We start from the raw sequence: 24,807 nt of genomic DNA on the forward strand, positions 1-24,807 counted from the left end.
TGGTCAGGGAACGGCCACGGTCGTTTGACCGGGCACGGAAATCTGGATCACGCCGCCGGCCATGCACATCAGCTTCGACGCGTTGTTCAAGGCGGGCATGCCGCCGATCAGCACGGTGGGCGAGCCGGGCGCCCACGGCGCGGTGGTGAGCGGGATGCATGGCATGGGCACCAGCACGCCCATCGCCGCCGCGGTGGCCGCCGCCACCAGGGGATTGGCCAGCGACGTGCACATCCCGAACGGCGTGATGTTGACCATGGGCTTGTTGTCCATGATGCTGGCATCGGCCATCGCGGTCATGACCTGACTTTGCGGCAGCACGTTCAGCGTGCCGGGCGCGAGGCCGAACGAGCAGGCGAGCATCGCCCCGCTGCAGACTTGTTGTCCCATCATTCCCCCCTCAACAGTTGCTTGATCCGCTCGAACAGGGCAGGTGCCGCTTCCCGGTTGCCGAGCCGCTTGCCGCGCTGGTCGTAGCGCTGCGGTTCGCCCGCCGGCACGCCATCGCGGTACTGGACCTCCTCCATCAGCGCGCCGTTCGGCCAGTAGCGCCGCACCGGGCCGTGCAGCAGGTTGGCGCGGTAGCTGCACCGCTGCACCACCTGCCCCGCCGCGTCGTAGTCGACCGACTCGCCGTCGAGAAGGCCGTTCCGGTAAGACGCGCCGCGCACCTGGCGGCCTTCGTGGTAGAACGCGGCCGGCCCTTCCACCTTGCCGTGCAACAGCGGCAGGCTGGCCGTCATCTGGCCGGCCTCGTCGAACGACAGCGACGGCCCGCTGGCGACACCGTCGGTCATGCTCTGCGCCGCGATCCTGCGCCCGTTGACGAAGGTTTCCATCAGGCCGTGCGCCACGCCGTGGCGGTAGACGCTGCGCTGCAACAGCACGCCATCCGGCCCGTACACCGCCATTGCGCCGTGCAGCTTGCCGCCGTCGAAATGCGCGGTCATCTCCGGCAGCCCGGCGGGCCCGAACTGTTCCAGCGGCCCGTGCAGCACGCCGCCCGCCATCGCGCAGCGCAGCAGCAGCCTGCCGGCGCCGTCGTGTTCCTCGACGATCCCGCCTGTTCCGGTGGTCGTGGCGGCGCTCATCAGTTCACCTTCGCCAGCGCGCCCTTGAGCGTCAGGCTGGCGCCCGCTTCCACGGTGTGCGTGGCATCGGCCTTGCTGTTGATGACCGGTGCCTTGCTGTCGATCTTCAGGCCCGCGCTGTGCAGCAGCGCCTTGCCGGCCTTGCTCGTGAGATCGGTACCCGCCTCGCACGTGAGCGCCGTTCCGGCTTTGCACGTGAGCGCCGTTCCGGCCTCGCAAGTGAGCGCCTTGCCGGCCGTGCCGGTGAACGTGTCGCCCGCCTTGGCCGACAGGGCCTTGGCCGCCTCCAGCGACAGCGCATCGTCCGTCACGAGCTTGACCGCCCCCTTCACCGTGATGGTCAGGCTGCCGTCGACCGTGAGCGCGTAGTCGCCCTTGACGGTGTGTGTGAACTTCGCCTCGTTCGCGTGCGTTTCGTCGCCCTTCACCGCCACCGCGCGCGTGCCGGCTACAGTGTGCGTGGCGTTGCCCTTCTTCAGCGCCACCGTGCGGTCGCCTTCTTCCAGCGTGTGCAGCTCGGCGCCTTTCTTCACGGTCGTCGTGAGCGCGTTCTCGATCTCGGCCAGCATGTCCTTTTCGGCGTGCAGGTAGAGCTGCTCGGCATCCTTCCTGTCCTCGAAGCGCAGCTCGTTGCCGGCCGCGCCGCCCTTCGACGAACGCGTGCGCAGGATCGACTGGGTCTGGTTCGCTGGCAGGTCGGCCGGCGGGACGTTGTTGCCGTTGTAGACGCTGCCCGTAACGAGCGGCCGGTCGGGGTCGCCGTTCAGGTAGCCGATCACCACCTCGTGCCCCACGCGCGGCAGGAACAATGCGCCGAACCCGTTGCCGGCGCACGGCTGCGCCACCCGCACCCAGGGTGCCCGCTCGTAGTCCCGGGCGCCGCGGTCCCACGGAAAGCGCACTTTCACGCGGCCATGCAGGTCGGTCCAGATTTCCTCGCCGGGCGGGCCGACGACCAGCGCCGTTTCGCATCCCGCCGCGTGCGGCCGTTCCGTGCGCACCGGCGCGCGGAACGGCACGGCGGCGGGAAATGCCTCGAACGTGTTCGCGTAGCCGTTCGCCCGGACACTGTGCCGCACGCGCCGCAGTACGAACGCGGCGTTCAGCGACGGCACGAAATGGCCGGACAAGGTGAAGCGCGTGCCGGCCGCAAAGGCCTGGCAGTGGCTGTCGCCGTGCAGCAGGCGCGCGCCCGCCTGGCCCGCCTCCACGCGCAGCCGGGCCAGCGCCTGCGCCGCCGCGACGGTGGGCTGGCCGCCGCCGAATTCATACACGTTGCCAGTGCAGGTACCGCTCGCCGCCGCGCCTGCGGCGCTGCCTTCCAGCGACGTATCGGGCGTCCGAAAATCGTAGTCGCCGGCCGTCGCCGCCCCCAGGACGATACGACCTTCGTGGGCGAAGCGCGTGACCGCGTCGGCCGGCCTGGTGAGGCCTGTGTCCGGCCAGTAGCGCACTGCCGCCCCACCTTCGCAGTCGGTGAAATGCGCCGGCGCGTCGGCCAGGACCATGCGGTGCCCGCCCGCGCCGAAGGCGAACCAGTAGAAAATGCCGGCATGTTCCATCAGCCGCGAAATGAAATCGAAGGCCGTCTCGTCGTACTGCACGCAGTAGTCGCGTTTCGGGTACGTGCCGGCCAGCTTCGATTCGAAGGCGATGCCGAAGGCTCCCAGCACTTCCTGGACGATCGTGTCCACGCCCTGGTTCGGGAACACCTTGCGGTCGCGCGACAGCGTGAGCAGCCACAGCGAAGGCACGAGTTCGGCCTCGTAGACGGCGAAATCGCGGTCCTGCCCGGTCTGCACGAAGCGCGCCACCAGCCCGCTCACCACGCGCGGCGCGGCGCCCGGCGCGCCGATCGCCACGCTCATGGTCTTGCCGATCACCGCCGCCGCATCGAGCGACGCACTGCCCGAGCGCATGTGCAGCCTGAAGCTGAACAGCTCGGAAATCCCTTCGCTGCCTTCCAGGCTGTCCGCCAGCAGGTCGTCGGCGCCCAAGGGCGAGGTGACGCGCAGCAGGCCGGACTGCCGGAAACCTGTCCTGAGCGGGGCATTCATTGCGCACCCCGCACCGGGCTGTCGCGGAAGGCATAGGCGAAGCGCTCGCCGTCCATGCGCATGTGTACCGCGCAGAAGGCCGCCGCGGTGGCGATGCGCTCCAGCACCAGCGCCGACAGTTCCGGCAGTACGGTCTGCGTCAGGATGAAATCGATGTTGCGGGCGCCGCTGTCCACTTCGGCGCAGCGCGCCGCGATGGCGGCCGTCACCGCATCGTCCCAGCTGAAGCGCGCCCCATGGCCGGCGGCGAAGCGTTCGGCGAGCCGGGCCAGCTTCATGTCGACGATGACGCCGATGCCGGCGTCGTCCAGCGGGTAGTAAGGCACCAGCACCACGCGGCCGAGGAATGCGGGGCTGAACTGGCGCAGCAGCGCGGGCCGCAGGCGCCCGGCCAGTTCGGCCGGCGTGGGCCTGCCGGCGTGGCAGGCCTGGGCGATCACATCCTGCGCCGCGTTGGATGTGAGCAGGATCAGCGTGTTGCGAAAGTCGATCGCCACGCCCTCGCCATCGTCCATCGTGCCCTTGTCGAACACCTGGAAGAACAGTTCCAGCACGTCGGGGTGGGCTTTTTCCATTTCGTCGAGCAGCACCACGCTGTAGGGGCGGCGCCTGACCGCCTCGGTCAGCACGCCGCCCTTGCCGTAACCGACGTAGCCGGGTGGCGCGCCCTTCAGGCTGGAGATCGCATGCGCCTCCTGGAATTCCGACATGTTGATGGTGATGAGGTTGCGCTCGCCGCCATACAGGATGTCGGCCAGCGCGCACGCGGTCTCGGTCTTGCCCACGCCGCTCGGTCCCACCAGCATGAACACGCCGACCGGCTTGCCCGGGTCGTCCAGCTCCGCGCGGGACGTGCGCACCCGGCTGGCGATGGCGTCCAGCGCGGCTTCCTGCCCGACCACCCGTTCGCACAGCCGGTCGTGCAGCTGCAGCACCGTGTGGATCTCGTCGGCCAGCATCCTGCCGACCGGGATGCCGGTCCAGCCGGCGATCACGCTGGCCACGGTGGCGGAATCGACGCAGACCGGCACCAGCGCTTCGCCGTCCTGGATCGTCTCGAGCCCTTTCTGCAGGCGCTGCAGCCGGGTCGCATCGGCCCGCGCATCGCCTTCGCCGCTGGCGATGCGGCGGCGCAGGGCCACGATCTCGTCGACCGCGCGCCGTTCCTCACCCAGCTTCCCGCGCAGCTGAGCTTCCTGTTCGCGCAGCCGGTCCAGCGCCCCATCGAGCCGGTCGGCCTCCGCGCCATCGTGCTCGCCCCGTGCCTGCTGGCTGCGCAGGATATGCACCTCCTCCGTGGCGAGCAGGATGTCGTGGCCGAGCGATTCGAGCTGCGGCGGCGTGCCGGCCAGCGCCAGGGCGACCCGCGCGCAGGCGGTATCGAGCACGCTGATGGCCTTGTCGGGCAGCTGGCGCCCGGTGATGTAGCGATGCGACAGGCGCACCGCGTCGCGCACGGCTTCGTCGACGATCTCGACGCCGTGGTGGCGCGACAGCACATCGACCATGCCGCGCAGCATGGCGACAGCGGCCTCCGGAGCGGGTTCGTCCACCTTGACGACCTGGAAGCGCCGCGCCAGCGCGGGATCGCGTTCCACGTGCTTCTTGTATTCGGCCCAGGTGGTGGCGGCGATCGTGCGCAGCTCGCCGCGCGCCAATGCGGGCTTGAGCAGGTTCGCCGCATCGCCCTGCCCTTCGCTGCCGCCGGCGCCGATCAGCTGGTGCGCCTCGTCGATGAACAGGATCACGGGGGTGGCGGAAGCGCGTACGTCGGCGATCACCGATTTCAGGCGGTGTTCGAACTCGCCGCGCACGCCGGCGCCGGCCTGCAGCAACGCCAGGTCGAGCGCGCAGACCCGCACACCGGCCAGCGCCGGCGGCACGTTACCCTCCGCCACGCGCAATGCGAAACCTTCCACGACGGCGGTCTTGCCGACACCCGCCTCGCCGGTCAGGATCGGGTTGTTCTGGCGGCGGCGCAGCAGGATATCGACGATCTGGCGGATCTCGGCATTGCGGCCACGCACCGGGTCGATGCGGCCGGCGCGCGCCAGTGCCGTCAGGTCGACCGTGTACTGCTCCAGCGCCGCCGGGGCGCCGCCCGGTTGCGGCGGCGCCCCGGTACCAGCACCGGCTCCACCGTCCTCGGACGATGCTGCCAGCAGTTGCGGCAGTTCGGTTTTCAGCCGGTCGCGCGGGATCTCCAGCAGTGCCGGCGCCGTGTCGATCAGCGCGCCGCGCAGGCTGTCCAGGGACAGCATCGCCAGCAGCACGGTGCCGGAGCGGACCTGCTGCGCGCCCAGCTGCATCGAACTGGCGAGCCACGCTTCCTGGAACAGCGCCATGAAATCGGGCGACAGGGCCGGCGTGCGGCCGTTGCCGCGCTTGAAACCATCGAGGCTGGCCTGGACCTGGCCGCGCACCGCGTCCGCGTCGATATCGAAATGTGCCAGCAGCAGTGCCAGGTCCGGCGCCGTCCCTTCGAGCAGCGCAAGCAGCAGGTGCTCCAGCTCGACATTGAAGTGGGTGTGCTGCACGCACAGCTCGGCCGCGCGGCCCATCGCGCGCCGGCACTCCGGGTTCAGTTTCGCCAGCAGTGGGCGGATATCGCTTTGCATGATTTATGGATTCCGGTTGGTGGAGGCAACGTGCAGGTCGAAACAGGGCTGACGGTAGGTTGCCGCGCTGGCGGCACCGCTGCACAGCCAGGCGCTCTGCCCCAGGCGCGGCGCCAGCGGCTGCGCCGTCCCGCCGAGCCGGGTGGCCGGCTGCGCCGCCAGCGCCGGCTGCAAGGTCACCGCGATATCCTGTTGCAGGTGACGCGCCACCAGCCAGGCGAGCACGCCGTATTGCCGGCCGGCCGTCAGCAAGGCGGCGAACTGCGCAGGGGCCAGCGCGGGCGTGGTCAGCGCGATTGCGGCAGACTGGTTCCAGGCCCGGGCGCCGAGGCTGGCCCCCATGCCCAGCTGCTGCTTGCCGAGCCGGGCGTGATCGCGCGGCGACAGCGCCTGCCAGCGGCCGACCATCTGGCGACCGGCGAACGCGATGCCGGTGCGGTCGCGCAGGAGCGCCAGCAGCGTTGCCATCGAGCGCGGCGCCGGGCCTTGCAGGCTGGTGTGCCGGACCCATGCCAGCTCGCCATCCGGTCCACGGGCGCCCTCGGCGCGGCCGAGCCCCGACAGCGCATCGAGGCCGCGCACCAGCGGCGCACTCTCCTGCCGGTGCGGCCGCAGCGCCAGGTGGCGCTTGCAGCGGCCGCGGTACCAGAAACCGAGCAGGCGCCCGTTGAACATGTCGAGGAAATCGAGGCCGGCATGATCGCGCTGGCGGCGCTGTTCCAGCAGCATCTCGGTGAACGGCGCCGCGACCGGGCCATGGCCGCCGGCCAAGGTCAGCGCGGCCGTGCGCAGCACCATGGCCGGACCGGGCCTGGCGGCATCGCCCACGCCGGCGATGTCGCTGGTCGGGAAGGCGAAGTCGGTCTGGCCGGCCAGGCGCACGGCTTCGTCGATGCCCAGCGCCGTGCCCACCAGGGCGCGACGGGGTTCGCTCCGTTCCAGCAGGCTCACGGCCTGGAACAGGTTGAAGCCGTGCGGCGCGCTGCGCAGCTGTGCGATCAGATCAGGCATTGCCGCCCCGTCATGGCTGGCCACTGCATCCACGTTTCGCCGCGCCGCATGACGGCCAGGCGCACGAACGAGTTGGCGGAGGTATAGAGGGCAAAGAAGCGCGCCAGCACGCCGGCCAGCACCAGCGGCGACGTGCCCGCGAACGCATCGGCATCGAACTCGAGTTCGATATCCGTGCCGCGGCAGTGGCCGCGCCATGTGTCGCCGCCGAGGCGCACCATGGCCCCCGTCGCCTCCAGGCGCCGGATGCCGCGCACCTGCACCTGCTCGCGCGCGCTGCCGCCGGCAAACAGCAGCAGCATCCGCTGCAAGGTCTCGACGCCGGCGGTGCCGTCCACCAGCGAATGGTGGTTCAGGCGCATCAGCGATACGAGCGACCACAGCGCCTTGCTGGCCGCCACCGGCGCACGCTGCAGGCTGGGCTGGTAGAGCGCGCGGATCAGCGTGGACGCGGCGATGCCGTCGCCATGGAAGCGGGTACCCGGCCCCACCTGGTCGGCCAGCTGGCGGTTCGTGCACAGCAGGTCCGCATACATCACCGATTCCGGCTGCGCCGCGCGCACATCGGCGCGATCGACGAAACCGAGGTAGACATCGGTGCCGACGATGCCCTTGCGCAGGCTGCCCTCGCGGCGCATGGTCCAGCTCAGCGGCGCATCGCCTTCCGCATCGGCGAAAGCGTTCGGGATCTGGACGGCGCGCTCGCCATGCGGGTTGGACGCGGTAACCGACACGATCGAATGCACTTCGGTGGTGGCGTCGCGGCGGCGGTCCGGGATCAGCAGGTATTCGTAATGCCGGCGATCGTAGGCGATCGGTTCGCTGGTGACCGGGAACAGGTTCACCGCCGGCACGCAGTTCACGAGCACGTTGGCCGGTGCAAGCTGCGCCAGCGCCGGCGCGCCATGCGTAAACACCAGGCGCACCGAGAAGGTACTGCCGCTGCCGAGGCGCCCGCGCAGGCCGCTCAGGTCGAAGAACTGGAATTTACGTGGAAACGCAAAGTATTCCTGCAGCAGGCCATAAGCCGGATGCGCGTGGCCCGGCTTCGACAGGATCGCCTGGTCTTCATCGAAGCCAACGGCGGCCAGCATGCGCGGCGCCAGGCGATGGATGCCGCCGGCGTGAACCAGTTCGATCCGTTCCAGGGCGCTGAGCAGCATTTCATGCGCCGGCATCGTCGTCAGCAGGTCGCCGGCCAGGTGCAGGCGCAGCGTGTCGAGCTCCAGCTCGGCCACGTCGATGCCGCCATCGGCCTGGAAATCCAGCAGCAGCGTGCGCGGATCTTCCTGCCTGATTGCTGCCACCTTCAACGGCCACAAGGTGGTGTCCCAGGTCGACTGGAACTTGCACAGCTCACCCGTGGCCGCGATCGCCGACAGCATGGTGCCGCGCCGCACCGGCATGCCGGCCGTGACCTTGCCCTCGGTGGGATCGAGCGTCATCTGCACGACCGTCATGGCCGGCACCGGCTGGGTGAGGTTCGGGCACAGGCTGTCGAGCATGGCGCTCGCAACCGCGGGCAGATCGCGATCGAGGTCGCGGTGCACGCGGGCGGTGAGGAAGGCCACCGACTCGATCAGGTGCTCGGTGTGCGGATCCGGTGTCTCCGCGCCGCTCAGCACCAGGTGGCGCGCCACCTTCGGGTAGCGCTTCGCGAAATCGGCCGACTGCGTGCGCAGGTAGCCTAGTTCGCGGCGGTAGTATTCGAGCAGGTCGTCCTGGGTGTTCATGGTGGTTGCTCCGTTTTCGCTTACGCGGCTTCGGCAAGGCGGGACGACTGGTCGTGGTGCACCACGTGGAAGTGCACGTGGCACAGGTGCCAGCCCAGGGCGATCACGGCTTCGATGTCGATGCGGGCCGCCGTGTGGTGGCTACTGTCGGGCGTGATGTGCACGTGGACATTCGTCAGCCGCGGTTCGTACAGCTTGATGGCCCGTGCCACGACAAGCTCCCAGCGTGACAGGTCCGATGCCGACTGGGGCGACAGGCCGAGGGTGTCGGGCAGGCCGTAGTGCAGCGCTGTCGGGCAGTCGCCCAGGAACTGTTCGATCGTCAGGCCGTTGCGGGCGTTGAACAGGCGGACCAGGTCTTCGCGCAGGGAGTGCTGGAGGCCGCCCTCGTGGAGGAGTCGGCCGTCTGCGGAGGCGGTCATGCGGCCGGCGAGGCGGTCGAACAGGGGGACAGGGGCGCTGGCGGGCATGGTGTTCATAGGTGCTCCATTCGAAATCGCCGGTAGTGGCGAGGTATGAATCGATGGTAGGGAGCCGGTGGCGCGTAACACAAGTAACAACGACGAGGTATGAAGAATGTCACAGTCGAAACGTCGAGCTTATTGGTCTAGGGGGCTAGCGTAATCCTAATACTGGTGCTTTCCCCATTTATAGCCGCTAGCTGTTTGGTTTCGTGCGCTCATGTAGGGTCTGTCAGAAATTCCATGTATGGGGCCAGAATTTCTTATATAAGTAATCGCGTTCGTGAAACGTTCGCCGACCATTACGGCCAGCTGATTGGCAGCGAGCTTCAGGTACGTGGTGCAATATTCCAATCTTTCGCAATATTGCGAAAAGCCAGGAGAAAAAGTTTGGTTGCGGCGCTGTCTTTAGGGAAAATGGCCCAGGTTCTTGACGATTTCGTACGACGCATATGCGGACTCTCGATGGCATTGGTCGTATAGACGATCCTGGGCGCCTCAAGGGGATAGGCGAAGAACGGGATCACCTGCTGCCATTGGCGCTATCACATGACGATCACGGTTTGGAATTTGGTGCCCCATGGGCCGGCTGCAATGCATCCAACGCTGCCTCAGCTGCCTCGGCGTATATGGCTTGGTAGACCGACTTGAGAGCCGGTCCAAGCTCCTTACGGTCCTTCCAGGACGCAAACGTCGCCGGGTTGCGGATCAGGTGCACCATGCATGTCTGCAATTGCACTTACGGGTGCCGGTTGCCTACTTCTAACGCTGAATCGGATCCTGCCGGTTATAACAGTGCCCGTGATGATGCCGACGAATTCGGGTCCTCTTTTCTCGGTTGATGATTGCGTCGGCGATGTCGGCAAGGACCAGCACTTCAGCCCAGCCAATCGGATAGAGCAGTACGACTTCTGCCTCGGCATATTCGCAAATAGTCAATCCATAATTTCGTCGTTATCCTCTAAAACATCAGCGTCAGCATCGGCAACCTTGTTTCCTTTTGTTGAATTACACGATCCACACATTGGCTTTAGATTTAAAAAAGAATGCATGCAATTGTTGGAAAATTCATTTTCTACTTTTGCCCAGACCAAAATAGAATAGAAAAGCATCCCGTTTAAATTTAAGGTCTGCCGGCTTGCTTTACTACCAGTATCCGGATGCCTATCGGCATGTGGAATAGCAATGGGAAATTGGTGACTCATCATAGTGGAGTGCAACTTGTTAAACTGTCCAGCGTTTTGAGCCACGTTCTTTCCTTTGGCACCCTTTGGCCCTTCGACAGTCAGCCCAAATGCCCGCAACGTTTTTAGCACTGCTAGAATTTCCCCACCTGCCTGTGGCTTTTGGTGATCAATTGCAACTTGATTCAAAGGAAGAATTAAGCCGCACTTATTACATGGATAGGTTTCCAGATTACGCGCACCATCATAATAGATGACATCTCTAAAAGCATAGCCATATAACCGTTTAAAATTCTCGTTTTCCTTCATCCTGGTGTAGTCAGCATAAAACCCCATAAGTGAGATCCGCTTCAACGTAGTAACGAAATCCTCCAGAGATGTCGTTATGCGCTGGATTCCGTTAGCCATACCAAACGTCGCAGGGTGAACCCTTGTGTCTATATAGAACACTCCACTGCCTCTTTGCACTTCGCCGTTGACAATATGAATACATCCATCGCGAATAGTGTGGACTGTACCTCTTGCAAGTGCGTTAAGGGCGTTTTTGACCTTGTCGTCCATTTTCAATACCTCAATATCGGGAGATTAGAAGTGGCCGTCTTGCAAGGCCACTTATTATGAGTGCGCTGAGATCAAGTCAGGCCGAGAACGCGCGTTGGCGATTATGATCAATCCGCCTTCATCGTCTCCAGATTCCAGTTCCAGGTTCCAGTCCCCTTCTCCGTCGAATCTGTCTTCTGCTGCGAAAAGTCCGCCTTGATCTTGGTGAAATTGATCGAGAAGGAATCGCTGGGAATGCCGCCGCCGCCGCTGCAGCTCATCTGTGAAACCATGGCATTGTCCATTACGTACGTCATGAAATTCATGTATTTGCCGTTTTCGACCCGGCCAATATGCAGCGTGGCGGGGCCGATCTTGACGCCTTGCGTGCAGACCCTGAAAAGATCGGTGGTCGCCAAGTCGGAACTTTTCGAGAACGACATTTCGGACAGCACGGCCCGGCCCAGCGTGCGCTCGGTATTCGCCGAGTCGCTGCCGATCGGCAGATAGGCATTATGCGAGAACGAATTGACGATGATCTTGTCGGTATAACCGGTAATGCTGCAATTGCCCTTGATGTCCTTGCCGAGGTCGAGAATCAGAACGTCTGACATGATGATTTCCTTTAAGAGATATGCCAGCAGTGCATAGCGCCACTGGCGGATGAACGGGCTATGGAACGATCGGCCGTCAGGCCGCCGCGGCCGGCAGTTCCGCCACGAGACGGATTGACGTCGTCAGTTCTTCCATCTGGAAGTGCGGCTTCAAGAACACCGTGGCCGAATACGCGCCGGGCTTGCCCGCGATCTCGGTCACGTCGACGCGTCCCTCGGATAGTGGGAAACGCGCTTTCTCGCCCTGCGACGCGTTCGCGCTGAGCAGCACGTAGCTGCTGAGCCAGTTATTCAGGTAGTTCTCCACGCTCTGCCGCGTCTGGAAACTCCCCACCTTGTCCCGCATGATCACCTTGATGTAATGCGCAAACCGCGAAGCGGCCAGCACATAAGGCAACCGCGAAGACAACGCCGCATTGGCATTGGCCGCATCCAGGTTGTAGAGCTTGGGCTTGTTGACGGATTGCCCGCCGAAGAACGCCGCCATATCGGAACCTTTCGAATTGACCACCGCAATGAAGCCCAGGTCGTTGAGTTCCTTTTCGCGCCGGTCGGTGATGAACACCTCGGTCGGACATTTCAGCGCCACGTCGCCTTCGTCGGTCTTGAAGGTGTGGGCGGTCATGCCGGTGATCTTGCCGCCGCCTTCGACGCCGCGGATGGCGGTGGTCCAGCTGTGCTTGGCGAACGAGTCGGTGATGCGCAGGCCCAGCTGGTAGGCGGCGTTGGCCCACAGGTACTTGCCATGGTCCCTGCCGTCGACGTCTTCCTCGAAGGCGAACGAATCGACGGGGATTGTCCTGGCGCCGTACGGCAGCCGGGCGGCATAACGCGGCAGCACCAGTGCCACGTAGCGCGAGTCCTCGGTATCGCGGAAGCCGCGCCAGGACGTCATTTCCGCGCTGTCGAAGATCTTCGACATGTCGCGCGGCACGCCCAGCTCCGTGAATGCGCCCATGTCGAACAGCGATGGCGCGGCGGCGGTGATGAAGGGGGCGTGGGCGGCGGCAGCTACTTTCGACAGTCGTTCGAGCAGCGCGATATCCTGGGGATGCCGGCCAAAATAATAGTCGCCGATGAACAGCGAGTATGGGTGACCGCCGAAGGTGCCGTATTCCTCCTCGTAGATCTTCTTGAACAGCATGCTCATGTCGTGGTCGACGGCGCCTTCCAGGTCCTTGAGCAGCTCCTTCTTCGACACGTTCAGCAGCCGCAGTTTCAGCCGAGGGCCGGTCTCGGTGCCGAACACCATGTCGCGCAGACCGCGCCACGACGACTCCAGTGCCTGGAAGCGTTCGTCGTGCATCACGGCGTTGACCTGGTCGCTGAGGATCTTGTCGATCTGCGCCACGCGTTCGTTGATCATGGCGACGATGCCCTTGTCGGGCGCCGTCTTCATGCCTTCGTCAAGGATCTGGGTGGCGAACTGGCCGAGGAGTTTGCGCGCATAGGCGTTCTGCGATGGCTCGACCGCCATCTTGCCTTCCTGGACGATGCGATCGAGCAGGCTCAATTCCGCGTCGGCGGTGGTGGTGCCCGCACCGCTTGCAATGGTTTCTGTACTCATCATTGGACTCTCTTCACGATTGGGGAATCACGCAGTGGCTTCCGCCGGTTCGGCTGGCGCCGTGGCGTCGTCCGTGCGCAGGGACTTCAGCTCCTCGGTGTTCTGCACGATGTTTTCCAGCAGCGAGTCGAGTTCGTCGTTGCCATCGAGCTTGCCGAGCAGGTCGCGCAGTTGCTGGCGCACTTCGAGCAGCTTGGCCAGGCGCGGCACCTGGCGCACGATGGATTCAGGATGAAAATCATCGAACCCGGCGAAGTTCAGTTCGATCTTCAGGTTGCCTTCGCCCTTGTAAGTGTCGGGCACCGACAGGTCCAGGCGCGGCGCGATCTTCGCCATCACCTCGTTGAAGTTGTCGCGGTCGATTTCCACCAGGCGGCGCGCCTTCAGCTTCGGCGGCGCCTCCAGCGGCTGGCCGGACAGGTCGGCCAGCAGGCCGACCACCAGCGGTAATTCCTTCTTCTCGACTGCGCCGCCGATTTCGACGTCGTAGGTAATCTGCACGCGCGGCGGGCGGTTTCGCCCCACCCATTTCTGCAAGCTGTCTGCCATCACATCCTCACTCGTTATGGACCTTGTCGAAGGACGGTCAGGAAGCGCGGCGATTTGCGCGGATGACCGTCGACTGGTTGGGTACAACAGGTAGTTCGGAATCGATGGTAGGAGGCGGAGTGCGCGTAACGCCAGTAACAACGGGGTAACTGCAAGGTAACTGGGAGGTAACTGCGCGGTAACAGTGCGGGCATGTGTCGATACCACGTCCGCAACGCTTGGTGTCGCCAGGCCGTACAGGCACGACAGGATCGGATCCTGCCCTCTGAACAATATGAAGACCGACACCCTTGCCGCCGGCCCGGCTAACCGCAAGCAGCTGAGCAACGCCTTCTCGATCGGCGCTATGCCGGCCGTGGATCGATCCGGCCGCTCCCATCCAGGTAACCCTGCAGGTCGTCGCAGATCCCCCGCGCCAGCTCTTCCTGCAATGCGATCGCCAGCTCGCCCTGGCGGTCGCACCGGTGCATCCATACGGTCTGTTCGGCGCGGACATCGACCAGCCGGACCGATGCACGGGCATGGCTTTGCTCGACCCTGATACTGATTTCCAGGCGATATTGCGGCGGTGCGCCGTGTTCGCCGGCAAATCGCTGGAACACTTGCAGGGCCAGCTCTTCTTCCAGCCCTTCGGCGAACTGGTCCGACATGCCGGGCGAACCCAGCTTGCGCAGGGGCGCCAGGTGCATGGCGACACGTGGTGCGGGCCCCCTGCCCTGGGGCTGGCTCAGCAGCGGCACATAAGACCCGGGAGGAATCTCGATCTGTTGCCCGGCCGATGCTGCGCAAGTGGCGTTGTATTGCGCCAGGCGATCGCGCAGCCTGCCCATCTGCACGCGCACGATGGGATCGGTGGCCGTGTCGAAATCGCGCACGTCGCGCCGGAACACCTCGATACCGATCGCATGCTCGCTGATCGATTCTTCCATGCCGCTCAGCTTTCGGAGCATGAGGAACGACAGCAAACCACACATGCGCGGCGCCTTGACGAAAGGCGGGCTGCTCAATACGCGCTGCACGAGCTGCCAGCTCGCATCGCCTTCGAGGGACGTGGCAGCAATCTTCGATGCGTTACTGATACGGTCGTTCATGATCGATCCTGTTCCGGTGAGCTCTTCGGTCGGTGCACTGTCAGGTGCGCAGATCAACTCTATCGAGCCGGATATCCGTTGGCCTTACGAATACCTTACGATTGCAAGCTGCTGATTTAATGGCGAATTATGATCACCAGAAGGTGGTGGATTCGTGCGCCGCCATCGCTGTACTCACAGCAAACGTCGTGCCATATGGCGGGCGGTAAAACTCGAGGAGAGAAAATGCCGTCGTCGAATTTACCCGCAGCGCCCCAGGGATGGGGCCGAACAGAGTGCCGGGGCGAACCGGCTTGAAATCACGTTCTCACTGGATATTGCGGGAGTGATACCCGACGCTGATAGCTGCCGCCGACGGTTCGTCCGTGGGCGGCCTCAAATTTGCAGTTGTAAAATTTACTGTAACTTGACAGTGAATTTACGCATTCACCGGTTAGCGGATGCGGCGGCGCCCTGCTTTGATAACAGTTTATAACCGCGAGGGCCACTTGGTGGCATGGCAGGATTATCCGCGCCAACGCCGCGGTATCCATTTGCGGCTCGCCGTGTGACCAGCCCCTGCGAAGGCAGGGTAGCCGACTGACAATCTATGAATTAATATTAACGCTGAATATTCGGCGTGGTCCGGGCCGCTGTAATACGCGCTCGCCCACTCTTCAGAGCCTTTTGGTCCGGTGGTTCAATCGCCAATGTCGCCAGTGCCCAAACCTCCGCGGCAGCGATCTTCCATCGAATGTAGACGATGCAAGAGATCCAGCGTGATATGTGGAGGTTCTATGGCAGTCAAGAAAGAATTAACCCTACCAGTGGGCGAGAAAGACTCCCGCCTGGGTGGCAAGCCACGCAGCAACAATGGAGAATTGCCTGTTATGGAATATTATTGGGATATCATGCCGCTTACATGCGAAAATATCTGGCATGCCCAGATGGCGGGTTGGCCACGCATTCTGACGTACGATTACGTTGCAGATACTTCGATGAAAAAACGCTTGATGCCGTACAAACGCTATCACAATCTGTCGGGCTCAGGTGTCGTCAGTATACGGGGCAGCTGGCGTGACGAATATCCGTTCGCCTCGACGGTTGAAAACGGCGGCAGCACGTTCGTCGGCCATGCCCCGATAGCTGAACAAATCGCGCAAGGAGTCTTGATCGGCAAATTTTATAGCGATTGGAAAGCCGCCCGCCATTCGGCCGAACAACGCAAGCCTTTCTATTTCGAGGTAAAAGTACTGAATATTCCAGCCGAAAAGAAAGCGGTAGTTCGACATTGGAAGCAACAGGCTTTGAAGTAGTCCAGTGACTTGTGGCTTGGCAAACCACGATAACTTCGATTCGCCACAGGTAAATCGGCCTGCGCGTTTTTTTGCAGAAGGTCTGCCAAGTATCTGCGATGTCGGCCGAAGGAGAACGTACCGGCATGACCACCGGGGTGCTTACCTGGCAAGCGTCGGGCCCCGTACCTGCGGCTTGCCATCCACCCAATCCAGCTTGTCAATGTAAAGCAGGCGCCGCGCGCCAGGCTTGCCGTTCAGGCTCACATCCCAGGCGTGATAAGCGATATAGTCCTGTGCTCCCACCTGAAAAACCGCCTGATGGCCCGGGCCGTGAAGTTTTGCCTCGACACTGCTCCTCAGGAACGGCGTGTCGTGCGGCTCGCAAGGGCCGACAGGTCCGGCGCAGCTGGCATAACCTGCGGCATAGGCGCCGCCGCCGAAATCGTTGGCCGAGTACAGTAACAAGTAGCGGCCGTTGCGAACCAGCATGGTCGGCGCCTCGATCACAGCACCTTCCCAAACACGGCCATTCGTCAGCAGCTTGACCGGCTCGCCGACCACGGCCAGGCCGTCGGCGCGAAGTTCCTGAGCAAAAATATGGGTGGGCTTGCTGCAGCAGTTGCCGTCACTTTTGAAATAGAGATAAAGGCGTTTACCGACCAGCAAGGGGCTTGGGTCGATTGTGCCGCCAAGGTCCACCTGGCACACCAACGGCGCTTCGGAATCATCGACGAACGGCCCCGCAACGGCGCTGGAGACCGCCGCGCCGATACATTGGCGACCTGAAGCGTGATGCCTTGCCGTGTAATAGAGCACGTAGCGCCCGTCCACCTTTGCGACCTCGGGGGCCCACACATCGGGGGTGTCCTTCCGGACCCAGCTAGCCAATGCCGGCATCGCGTCGGGCAGCGAGCGCCACCGACGCAAGTCGGTCGAATGCAGCACCTGCACATGCTTGTTGTTGGCATTGGTCGCATAGGCGTAATAGCCCTCGCCATCGGCAAGCACGAACGGGTCGGGAAAGTCGCCAATCGGATCAGCGGCCCTGGCTGGGCCCATCGCTCCCAGCAACGCACCAAGACAGGTGAAGCGGACAATCCTGAACAATGAGGTCTTCATGGGATGTTCCCGTTGTGCGCCAGTCAGTCCACTATCCTAGCGAGGATCATGCTCTTCGCGCTACCCTCATTTTGTATGCATTCATTTGCCGGGGCCATGGCAACCGATGGCAAGCACCAGTGGCACTTTTCACAAGAGGTCTGCCGGAAGGAAGACGCAGGTTCTCTTGTGCTCCGCAACCCTGCCCTCTACCGACCCGCATAGGACTGCGTACTCTCGGGACCGGATGTCGGCGAGATTCAGCGCGACAACCAAGGCATTGCCTGGAAGTTGGCTACAGACCAGTTCGAGTACGGTGTCGATACATCTCTCTACCTGGCGTCCAGTACGTGGCAGGAAGGGGCAGTTACCCGACGCGGGGCTCTGCAAGCGTCGGCAGAGCGGCGCCGCACACTGTTCACCTGGCACACGGATGCCACACCCGCTATTTCCTTGAATTAGGCGACGCTCGTCAAGCTCGACCGCGCCGGAGGAGGCCAGCTGCCGAATTCGCAGGCCATCGTCGCCCGATCGATCTACTGCGGTCCTGAGCACGTCGCCGCTTCGCAATGCGCATTCAGAATCCGCTTCAATGGTTACTTATCAAAAAACGGGGCTGTGATCACGTCTTGAGCAATGTCGCCAATATGTGGACTGCCAAAGTTCTGCGATCACCCGACCTTTCCAACCGTCGGCGACCCTCCAGGAGTTTGACTGTGATGCGGCCCTGAAGCGACTTCGTCCCTGCACACGCTACTTGCTGTCGAGCTTCCAGGTAAAATTCACGCCCTTCTCCGATGCGCGTCCTGTTCCACTGCTGTCAAGCGCCGAGCTGCCGTTTAGCGCCTTGAAGAACGCCACTTCGGCCAGCTTCGGGGAAGCCAGCTGGGTCCCGTTTTCAGGTATTCCAACTACCTTGAACGTTCCGTTCCTGGTATTGAAGAATTTGTCGACGCTAGGGCCACCGGCACTCCATTTGCCAGTAACGGTATCGAGCGTTACGCCGAACGATTTACGCTGCAGATCGCCTTCGATTCCAGTCCCAAGTATGGTCCAAGCAGCCATAGAGCCATCCTTTCAAATGAATAGTGCTGTTTTATATGAGGGCTCGCATGCCTCGACCGGACCCGCTCGCCAGCCCTCCGGGCATTCTGCTGGGCTCGGCAGGTCCACAGCGGGGCAGCGCGCATGCGGCCCGACGAGCCATATGACCTCCGGACTCGGACATGACTCCGCATTCGCAGGAACCTTTTCCATGTTCAGGACGAGATCGCACTAGATAGATGGCATGTGCCGTCCCTTATTCGCGCCGCAACATGCACGAGAACAAGAACCACGACGATGTTGCTTGTGACAGGTGTTCCAAGAGTAGGGGAAAAGCGATGCCGGATGAATAGTCTTTTGCAGATTTGCTACGGAATTTGAAAATTAAAGTTCACGGTTAACTTTTGGTAGCGGATACGGGTAAGATTTATAGGCATCCGTGCCTTTCCGCCGCGTGCCGGCAATATTCTTTCCTGGCTGGTTCAGCGCCTGCCGCCACGTCCTGTTGTAGCTATGTGCTCTGCAGCAGTCGTGGCGTCAGGTGCGGCATGAGCTGTTGAATCCGTTGTCCGGATTCGCATGCGCGTGAACCGGACTGTATTACAAGGGTAGCCTGCGCTTTATTCCGGCGCTTGTCCACAAGCGTTTACTTGGGACAGGATCTAGCTTGTTCATGACTTAGTGCCAAGGCGACGCCGATCAGAACAGCACTTTTCGACTGAATCATTGCAGAACAACCCGAGGGAATGACAGCATGCCGGATTATAAAGTTGAATGGAAGAACGGGGATGCGGCATTGGAACTCGATATGTACGATTCATTTCACTTCTTGAACTGATACGTTTGTCAGACCCGAGTTTCATCGTTCCATCCGAAGGTGATCATACGAACCAGATGGATGCAGTACCCCAGGTTCCTGGCTGGGTCATCTGAAAGTACGATAATAAGAAAACTTATAAACCGACGACAGTGGCAAGCGAGAGGTCAAGAGCACTGCCAATGGGTCATTTCCAAACGCACAATTCGAGGCACAATTCGACTGGATGGTAGTGAAGCAGCTTGGGTAGAACCCGGATCGTTACCCATTGCCGGGTAGCCAGGCCAGACGGCAAGAGTCTGCTGCACGGAAAGTGCAAGAACTGCCAGGCTTAGTTTTTTTCAGGCAGAGAAATCCCTTTGGCTTACCGCTTTCAACATTATCTCGTCCGTGGGTTCCATGAGGGTGGCGGTCTCGGGCGTGGCCCTGGCGCCCAGGTTGCTGACGTGCGCATACCACTACGGGGTATCTGCACGTGGCCATATGGCGAACTCGCGGGAGAAGACGTACAGCGTTGAGCGGAGCGCAGATGGCTTGCGCTGTCATGCCGACGCGGCGCATGCACGAGCAGACAGTCGGTGCTCGGCATCCTGCTGGGGCGCGCAGTGAAATAGCTGTATGCGGGTGGGCAACCGTTATTTGCAGCGCAAGCTCGGCTGGACAACCTTGCGCTTAGCGCCGCTATGTTCGAGGAAGACTACCGCCGCTGCAATGATGAACCGATGGGCGCTATTCCCTGTGGCACCGACCTGGTCCAGGCTGACCGGGATGTAATGCTTCCGTTCGAACTTCGACGTTTTTTTGGCCGTAGATGTCCATTCACACAACCACAAAGGGGATTGGAATGCCGTCTAAAATTGATATATCTGCCGCGGAAGAGGGTCCGAGCCCGGTAAAGACAGACATGGACCCGCGCCTTCAACTGCTCATCGCACGCATGCGAAGCGGGATCGCCAAGACAGCGTCTGCTTCGACCGCCGAGAATGAGGTGGCGGTCATCGCCCGCGTGAGCGATTCCCAGGCCTGGCTGGACCTGAGCGAGGTCCGCGACGCCACGCTGATCGGCGAGACGGATGACAGGCGCGCGATCGTCACGGGGAGAATTCCCGTCTCGCGCATCGAGAGGGTGCGCAAGCTGCCCTATGTCGAAAGTTTGAAGGCCGCTCAGCCGATGCGGCCAACGCTCGCCGCTGCCACTGCCGAAACAGAGTCTCAACCGGTGCAAATGCCCGCAGGCAGCCAGGCACGCGGCGCAAGCGGTGTCGTGCTGGGTGTCATCGATTACGGCGGCGACTTCGTCCACAAGAACTTTCGAAAGGCTAACGGGACGACGCGCTTGCTCGCGTTGTGGGATCAGAACGGCGGCAATAGCCCCGCCAGTCCGTACGGCTATGGCATCGAGCATTCCACTGCCTCCCTCGATCTCGCCCTCAAGCAAGCAGACCCCTACACGGCGGTCGGCTATCACCCGGGAGCGGCAGCACACGGCACGCACGTCATGGACATCGCCGCAGGTAACGGTAACGGCAGCAGCGTACCTGGTGTGGCACCGAATGCCGATCTTATTTTCGTGAACGTAACCCATGAAAAAGATCCGATCGCGTTCGACGAGATCCTGAAAACGTCATTCGGCGATTCGGTTACCCTGCTCGAGGCGCTCAAGTACATTTTCAACAAGGCAGGTGCACGTCCGGCTGTCATCAACATCAGCTTGGGTACGAATGGCGGTCCGCACGACGGCACGACGCTCGTTGACCAGGGCATCGATGCCCTCGTCAACGCCGCTCCGAATCGCGCAGTCGTGATCTCGGCCTCCAACTCATTCGACGACGGCATCCACGCGACCGGCACGCTGTCGTCCGGAGCCAGCCATGATTTGCTGTGGGATGTTTCCGCTCCTCTCTCTCGTTCGATTGAAATGGAGCTGTGGTACGCAGGGACAGACCGCTTCAAGGTCGAACTGTTCAGCCCGGACGGAGCACTGCTGGCGACGGTACCCCCGGGTGACAGCAAGACGGTCACGCTCGGGACCGATGTTCTTGCTTTGGTGGCGAACCGCCTGGACGACCCCAACAATCACGACAACATGATCGGTGTCTTTCTGGTGGCTGGCATGCCGGAAGGGCAGTATGTCGTGCGCCTCACGGGCGAGGTCGTCACCAACGGCGCATTCCATGCGTGGATCGAACGCGACAACTTGTTCCAGTCGAGCTTTCCAGCCCCGAATGACAACACGCACACGATTGGCTCCATCTCCTGCGGCAAGAAAGTGATTGCCGTTGGCTCCTATAACGCGAACACCGCATCGAAACCGCTCTCCTATTTCTCGAGCGCGGGTCCGACGCGTGACGGTCGACAAAAGCCCGAGATTTCGGCTCCTGGTCACGACGTCTGGGCCGCGAAGTCGGATTCGCTGACTGGCGTGACGCGCATGAGCGGAACGAGCATGGCATCGCCCTGTGTCGCAGGCATCGTCGCGCTCATGTTCGAGGAAGCGGTCGCTCGCGGTCTGAAGCTGTCGATCGATCAAACGATCCAGATCCTCACGACTTCGGCGCGACGCAGCCCGCCCGGTGGATCGCAGTGGAACAATCGATACGGCCACGGCCGCATCTCGGCGGCCAGGGCCGTTCAGGCCGTCATCGACATGAGTGCGGGCACAGGTGCAGGCAGCAGCGACAAACGAGCAAGAACGGCCAACACCGCGAAAGCAGACAGGCAGGATGCCAAGAAGCCGACCAGAGCGCGCAAACTGAAGCAAGAATAGGAATGTGGCATGGCGGGTCCACTGGGAGTATGCTGTCTGCTTCGTTGACCCGTCGGCCGGATTTCCGGAGGAAATAATGATTCGCAAGATTAACCTTAACGAGCTCCATCATGTCGAAGCAAGTTCGATGATCCCGCTGGCACAAAATGCATCTGATGTCGTTCAGGCGATCATCAAAGTCAAAAAACCTGATTACGTGCCGGCGGATGTCCACCGTCGTGCCGCGGTGAGCCCCTTGATTTTCACAGCAGAATTCCAAGTCGGCAAGCTGCAGGCCCTGGAACAGGATCCCAAAGTCGAATCTGTATCAATCAGCAAAAAGCTTCAATCATCGAAATAATTCGCCTTGACGCTGATGGACGCCGCTCGGAAGGCTCCGACGGGCCGACGCGGCCGCCAATGGCACTGCTCTTGAGGGACTTTACCCAGGGCGCCACCATTACTGGGCACAAGAAAAGCCCCCGGAATCAGGGGCTTGGTCTAACTGAACTGCCTGTGAATGCCTGAGCATTCAGGCTATCCCATCATTTCCACTCAACTATCAATCGGTTTCGACAAGTCGTTGAATTCGATAGCGAAACAGGCGGGCGCTGCCGTCCGGATACCACTGGAAATACCATGACTGCTGAGTCGCTCCGACTATGAGCTCTGCATCTCTCATTACGGCAAATTATCGCTCAGCAATTTGTCAGGTCGCGACATCAAGGAGCCTTGGCATTCCGCTTGCCAGATAGCGATTAGGCGATCACCGATAACCCGAGACAGTATCAGCCAGCCCGGCAGATCGCTCATGTTGGAACCGTCCTGCGGACTGCTCTGCTGGCTGCTACCGACTCACCTCCTGACCTCGCGGAGAGATCGCCGATCGGACGAAAGACGCCCGATATTGCTACCGGCCGGGCGGATACTCCGGTCGGCGCATGTGAAATAACTGTTCAGGCGTGATCTCGAAATAGTCCGCCGGCCCGCCTCCGCGCAGGATCGGGCGTGCGCCGGCGGTGTCGTAGATGCCGTCCTTCAGCAGGTGCCGTGCGATGTGTACGCCGATTACTTCACCCAGCACCAGCCAGTTGCCCGTCTCGGCACCGGCGGCCGATTGCAGGGGAATGATCTGCGTGGCGCGGCATTCGAAGGCAACAGGCGATTGCGCCACGCGCGGCGTTGCGATCACGCTCGAAGCAGTGGGCGTCAGGCCGGCCAGTGCGAACTCGTCCACTTCCGGCGGCGCCGTGGCGCACGTGATGTTCATGGCCTCGGCCAACGGGCGCGTCGCCACGTTCCACACGAATTCGCCGGTCACCTCGATGTTGCGCAGCGTATCTTTCCGGCCCTGGCTGGAAAAGCCGATAATGGGCGGCACGTAGTTGAACGCATTGAAGAAACTGTAGGGCGCCAGGTTCAGTACCCCTTCCGCGCTGCGGCTCGATATCCAACCGATGGGACGCGGACCGATGATGGCGTTGAAGGGATCGTGCGGCAGGCCATGGCCTCGCGCCGGTTGATAAAAATAATAAGCGTGGCTCACGCGAGCTCCTGGTCAAACGGCAGCAAGTTTCCTTGTCCGCCACGTAGCGGTTCAACCGAAATGGCTGACGCCTTGCGCCGGGCCGCCGCGAAGCGCCCGCGTGCATTCGCCATGTCAGGCGAAGAATGCATCGCAGGACCGACTACGCCGGTCCCGCGGCGCCCGTTGCGCCGAACATTTCCGCGATCGCCCCGCGCAGCCATGCGATGCCGGCATCCGCGGCGAACCGCTGATGCACATGCAGCTTGACCTCGATCGGCGGCAAGTCGAAGGGCAGCGGCAGCAGGCGGTAGGCACGCCCCCGGTTGAAACGCTCCGCTATGCTGCGCGGGAACATCAAGGCCAGGTCGGTGCTGCGCACGATCTCCGGCGCGGCGATAAAGTGCGGCAGCTTGAGCACGACATTGCGCTGGATTTCCAGCTGGCCCAGCCATTTCTCGGTCAGGCCATGCCCAGTCGCGCCGCTGTCGGTGACCACGTAACGCAAGCGCCCCAGCGCTTCGCGGGTCAATGCCCGCTTGCCTTCCGGGTGTCCGGAACGGAGCATGCACACATACTCGTCGTGGAACAGTGTCAGTGACTGGCAGTCGCTGGACAGGCCGGGAACATAGCCGAGCGCGAGATCGATTTCGCCCGAACGCATGCCGCTTTCAACGTTGGCCAACGGGATCGGCACGATCTCGATCGCGATACCCGGCGCGCTTTCCTGGAACACCGCCAGTAGCGGCGGCAGGAAATAAAAGGCCGACATGTCCGACATCGAAATACGGAACCGGCGGGTCGATGTCGCGGCATCGAATCCCGCGTGGCGCTGCATCGCGCCATAGAGCAGGTCAAGCGCGCGGTCGATCGGCCCATGCAGGCGCATGGCGGCTTCTGTCGGCTGCATGCCGTCCGCGGTGCGCACGAACAGCGGGTCTTCGAACGCGTCGCGCAAGCGCCGCAAGCCGTGGCTCACGGCCGGCTGGGACAACGCCAAGCGGTCCGCCGCAAGCGTCAGGCTGCGCGTCTCCCATATCGCCAGGAACACCCGCATCAGGTTCAGGTCGACGGTCCCTGTATTCATTTTCTGCATAGTGCCGATTCCCGATCTTCAGTTGACGGTCTTTTGGGGGAACGCCTATCGTTCCCTATCGATTCACCGTCCTGTCATAGAGCAAACAGGTCGAATATCGGACTGCCTTGCACGCAGACGAAGCACACAATTTTAATCGACCGGAGACACAAGATGAGCGCTTTTTGGGATCGCATCCGCATCGACGAGCCGGCCGGCACCATCTTCGATGGCGACCGCCGCTACCTGCTGATGCGCACCGATGTGCTGATGGGCATGCTGCACAAACTGTCGGCCGAACTGCGCAGCCAGGTGCTGGCGGCCCTCGCTGAGTCGACGCGCGAGAACGGCGGCAAGAGCGTGCGTGCCTACCTTGAAGCCGGCAGCAGCGACGGCCTGGCGCGCACGGTCGTCGAAGGCGCCGCCGCCTTCGGGTGGGGGGTGTGGCACTACAGTGCCGGCCCGGACGAAGCCGGGCTGGAAGTCGAGAACAGTCCGTTCGCCGCCGGCCATGGCCCATCCGACGTTCCCGTGTGCGCGCCTATCCGTGGCATTTTCCACAGCCTGGCGCAGACCGTGCTGGGCAGCGACGTCCAGGTGACGGAAACACATTGCGCGGCACAGCATGGCGACCGGTGCCGTTTCTTAGCCCGGCGCGCCGAGCGATCCGGCACGCCCCTTTCCTGATCCCTGCCTGATATGCGCCAGG

Annotated in this window: 20 protein-coding genes and 1 pseudogene; 4 read left to right on the plus strand and 17 right to left on the minus strand. The window is 62.5% G+C overall.

Translation table 11 applies throughout. The annotated features are described in order from the left end of the window. Nucleotides 1-3 precede the first annotated feature (3 nt). The 13 genes and pseudogenes from ACY65G_RS20325 to ACY65G_RS20385 form a co-directional block, all read right to left on the minus strand. Entirely contained in the window at nt 4-390 is a 387-nt protein-coding gene (locus ACY65G_RS20325) for a DUF4280 domain-containing protein (RefSeq protein ID WP_464999263.1), read from the minus strand. Next, a complete protein-coding gene (locus ACY65G_RS20330; protein ID WP_464999112.1) occupies nt 390-1,091 on the minus strand; it encodes a toxin-antitoxin system YwqK family antitoxin in 702 nt (233 codons plus the stop codon). The genes ACY65G_RS20325 and ACY65G_RS20330 overlap by 1 nt, the downstream gene beginning before the upstream one ends. Continuing rightward, on the minus strand, nt 1,091-3,148 hold the full coding sequence (locus ACY65G_RS20335) for a type VI secretion system Vgr family protein (protein WP_464999113.1): 2,058 nt from the start codon (nt 3,146-3,148) through the stop codon (nt 1,091-1,093). Before ACY65G_RS20335 ends, ACY65G_RS20330 begins: the two co-directional genes overlap by 1 nt. Continuing rightward, the gene (gene tssH, locus ACY65G_RS20340; protein ID WP_464999114.1) at nt 3,145-5,766 is read right to left on the minus strand and encodes a type VI secretion system ATPase TssH; all 2,622 of its coding nucleotides are present in this window, start codon (nt 5,764-5,766) and stop codon (nt 3,145-3,147) included. The genes ACY65G_RS20335 and tssH overlap by 4 nt, the downstream gene beginning before the upstream one ends. A 3-nt stretch (nt 5,767-5,769) precedes the next feature. Continuing rightward, nucleotides 5,770-6,777, minus strand: coding sequence for a type VI secretion system baseplate subunit TssG (tssG, locus tag ACY65G_RS20345; protein WP_464999115.1), 1,008 nt, complete (start codon nt 6,775-6,777; stop codon nt 5,770-5,772). Beyond that, nucleotides 6,765-8,510, minus strand: a complete 1,746-nt coding sequence (tssF, locus tag ACY65G_RS20350) for a type VI secretion system baseplate subunit TssF (protein WP_464999116.1) — start codon at nt 8,508-8,510, stop codon at nt 6,765-6,767. Before tssF ends, tssG begins: the two co-directional genes overlap by 13 nt. A 20-nt stretch (nt 8,511-8,530) precedes the next feature. Next, nucleotides 8,531-8,989, minus strand: a complete 459-nt coding sequence (gene tssE, locus ACY65G_RS20355) for a type VI secretion system baseplate subunit TssE (protein WP_464999117.1) — start codon at nt 8,987-8,989, stop codon at nt 8,531-8,533. A gap of 252 nt (nt 8,990-9,241) precedes the next feature. Next, nucleotides 9,242-9,707: pseudogene (locus ACY65G_RS20360) on the minus strand (transposase); the annotation flags it as partial. A 199-nt stretch (nt 9,708-9,906) separates the two neighbouring features. Then, complete coding sequence (locus tag ACY65G_RS20365) at nt 9,907-10,716, minus strand: hypothetical protein (RefSeq protein ID WP_464999118.1); 810 nt, start codon at nt 10,714-10,716, stop codon at nt 9,907-9,909. Nucleotides 10,717-10,823: 107 nt separating this feature from the next. Beyond that, a complete protein-coding gene (locus ACY65G_RS20370) occupies nt 10,824-11,309 on the minus strand; it encodes an Hcp family type VI secretion system effector (RefSeq protein WP_464999119.1) in 486 nt (161 codons plus the stop codon). 76 nt (nt 11,310-11,385) lie between these two features. Further along, nucleotides 11,386-12,879 (minus strand): type VI secretion system contractile sheath large subunit, encoded by a 1,494-nt coding sequence (tssC, locus tag ACY65G_RS20375; RefSeq protein ID WP_464999120.1) that lies wholly within the window; start codon nt 12,877-12,879, stop codon nt 11,386-11,388. Nucleotides 12,880-12,903: 24 nt separating this feature from the next. Next, on the minus strand, nt 12,904-13,425 hold the full coding sequence (tssB, locus tag ACY65G_RS20380) for a type VI secretion system contractile sheath small subunit (protein ID WP_464999121.1): 522 nt from the start codon (nt 13,423-13,425) through the stop codon (nt 12,904-12,906). A 344-nt stretch (nt 13,426-13,769) separates the two neighbouring features. Beyond that, the gene (locus tag ACY65G_RS20385; protein WP_464999122.1) at nt 13,770-14,516 is read right to left on the minus strand and encodes a hypothetical protein; all 747 of its coding nucleotides are present in this window, start codon (nt 14,514-14,516) and stop codon (nt 13,770-13,772) included. A gap of 776 nt (nt 14,517-15,292) precedes the next feature. Between ACY65G_RS20385 and ACY65G_RS20390 the strand changes: the two genes are divergently transcribed. Next, complete coding sequence (locus ACY65G_RS20390; RefSeq protein ID WP_464999123.1) at nt 15,293-15,811, plus strand: NucA/NucB deoxyribonuclease domain-containing protein; 519 nt, start codon at nt 15,293-15,295, stop codon at nt 15,809-15,811. A 141-nt stretch (nt 15,812-15,952) separates the two neighbouring features. Here ACY65G_RS20390 and ACY65G_RS20395 read toward each other — a convergent pair whose 3' ends face one another. Next, on the minus strand, nt 15,953-16,912 hold the full coding sequence (locus tag ACY65G_RS20395; protein ID WP_464999124.1) for a glycoside hydrolase family 43 protein: 960 nt from the start codon (nt 16,910-16,912) through the stop codon (nt 15,953-15,955). A 732-nt stretch (nt 16,913-17,644) separates the two neighbouring features. Beyond that, entirely contained in the window at nt 17,645-17,956 is a 312-nt protein-coding gene (locus ACY65G_RS20400; protein ID WP_464999125.1) for a hypothetical protein, read from the minus strand. 1,700 nt (nt 17,957-19,656) lie between these two features. Between ACY65G_RS20400 and ACY65G_RS20405 the strand changes: the two genes are divergently transcribed. Both ACY65G_RS20405 and ACY65G_RS20410 read left to right on the plus strand, forming a co-directional pair. Beyond that, nucleotides 19,657-21,519: a S8 family peptidase gene (locus ACY65G_RS20405; protein ID WP_464999126.1), complete on the plus strand. Its 1,863-nt coding sequence runs from the start codon at nt 19,657-19,659 to the stop codon at nt 21,517-21,519. Nucleotides 21,520-21,595: 76 nt separating this feature from the next. Further along, a complete protein-coding gene (locus ACY65G_RS20410) occupies nt 21,596-21,859 on the plus strand; it encodes a hypothetical protein (protein WP_464999127.1) in 264 nt (87 codons plus the stop codon). Between the two features lie 549 nt (nt 21,860-22,408). Here ACY65G_RS20410 and ACY65G_RS20415 read toward each other — a convergent pair. Further along, entirely contained in the window at nt 22,409-23,044 is a 636-nt protein-coding gene (locus tag ACY65G_RS20415; protein ID WP_464999128.1) for a flavin reductase family protein, read from the minus strand. A gap of 142 nt (nt 23,045-23,186) precedes the next feature. After that, on the minus strand, nt 23,187-24,119 hold the full coding sequence (locus ACY65G_RS20420; protein ID WP_464999129.1) for a LysR family transcriptional regulator: 933 nt from the start codon (nt 24,117-24,119) through the stop codon (nt 23,187-23,189). 153 nt (nt 24,120-24,272) lie between these two features. Between ACY65G_RS20420 and ACY65G_RS20425 the strand changes: the two genes are divergently transcribed. Beyond that, entirely contained in the window at nt 24,273-24,785 is a 513-nt protein-coding gene (locus ACY65G_RS20425) for a V4R domain-containing protein (protein ID WP_464999130.1), read from the plus strand. Nucleotides 24,786-24,807: the final 22 nt, after the last annotated feature.

It is taken from the genome of Pseudoduganella sp. jia 12, assembly GCF_055502675.1.

Coding starts and splice junctions, on each gene's coding strand:
- ACY65G_RS20410 (WP_464999127.1), top strand. CDS start 21,596: ATGATTCGCAAGATTAACCTTAACGAGCTCCATCATGTCGAAGCAAGT.
- ACY65G_RS20390 (WP_464999123.1), top strand. CDS start 15,293: ATGGCAGTCAAGAAAGAATTAACCCTACCAGTGGGCGAGAAAGACTCC.
- tssC (WP_464999120.1), bottom strand. CDS start 12,879: ATGATGAGTACAGAAACCATTGCAAGCGGTGCGGGCACCACCACCGCC.
- ACY65G_RS20420 (WP_464999129.1), bottom strand. CDS start 24,119: ATGCAGAAAATGAATACAGGGACCGTCGACCTGAACCTGATGCGGGTG.
- tssB (WP_464999121.1), bottom strand. CDS start 13,425: ATGGCAGACAGCTTGCAGAAATGGGTGGGGCGAAACCGCCCGCCGCGC.
- ACY65G_RS20395 (WP_464999124.1), bottom strand. CDS start 16,912: ATGAAGACCTCATTGTTCAGGATTGTCCGCTTCACCTGTCTTGGTGCG.
- ACY65G_RS20365 (WP_464999118.1), bottom strand. CDS start 10,716: ATGGACGACAAGGTCAAAAACGCCCTTAACGCACTTGCAAGAGGTACA.
- ACY65G_RS20400 (WP_464999125.1), bottom strand. CDS start 17,956: ATGGCTGCTTGGACCATACTTGGGACTGGAATCGAAGGCGATCTGCAG.
- ACY65G_RS20405 (WP_464999126.1), top strand. CDS start 19,657: ATGGACCCGCGCCTTCAACTGCTCATCGCACGCATGCGAAGCGGGATC.
- ACY65G_RS20425 (WP_464999130.1), top strand. CDS start 24,273: ATGAGCGCTTTTTGGGATCGCATCCGCATCGACGAGCCGGCCGGCACC.
- tssF (WP_464999116.1), bottom strand. CDS start 8,510: ATGAACACCCAGGACGACCTGCTCGAATACTACCGCCGCGAACTAGGC.
- ACY65G_RS20325 (WP_464999263.1), bottom strand. CDS start 390: ATGGGACAACAAGTCTGCAGCGGGGCGATGCTCGCCTGCTCGTTCGGC.
- tssH (WP_464999114.1), bottom strand. CDS start 5,766: ATGCAAAGCGATATCCGCCCACTGCTGGCGAAACTGAACCCGGAGTGC.
- tssE (WP_464999117.1), bottom strand. CDS start 8,989: ATGAACACCATGCCCGCCAGCGCCCCTGTCCCCCTGTTCGACCGCCTC.
- tssG (WP_464999115.1), bottom strand. CDS start 6,777: ATGCCTGATCTGATCGCACAGCTGCGCAGCGCGCCGCACGGCTTCAAC.
- ACY65G_RS20370 (WP_464999119.1), bottom strand. CDS start 11,309: ATGTCAGACGTTCTGATTCTCGACCTCGGCAAGGACATCAAGGGCAAT.
- ACY65G_RS20330 (WP_464999112.1), bottom strand. CDS start 1,091: ATGAGCGCCGCCACGACCACCGGAACAGGCGGGATCGTCGAGGAACAC.
- ACY65G_RS20385 (WP_464999122.1), bottom strand. CDS start 14,516: ATGAACGACCGTATCAGTAACGCATCGAAGATTGCTGCCACGTCCCTC.
- ACY65G_RS20335 (WP_464999113.1), bottom strand. CDS start 3,148: ATGAATGCCCCGCTCAGGACAGGTTTCCGGCAGTCCGGCCTGCTGCGC.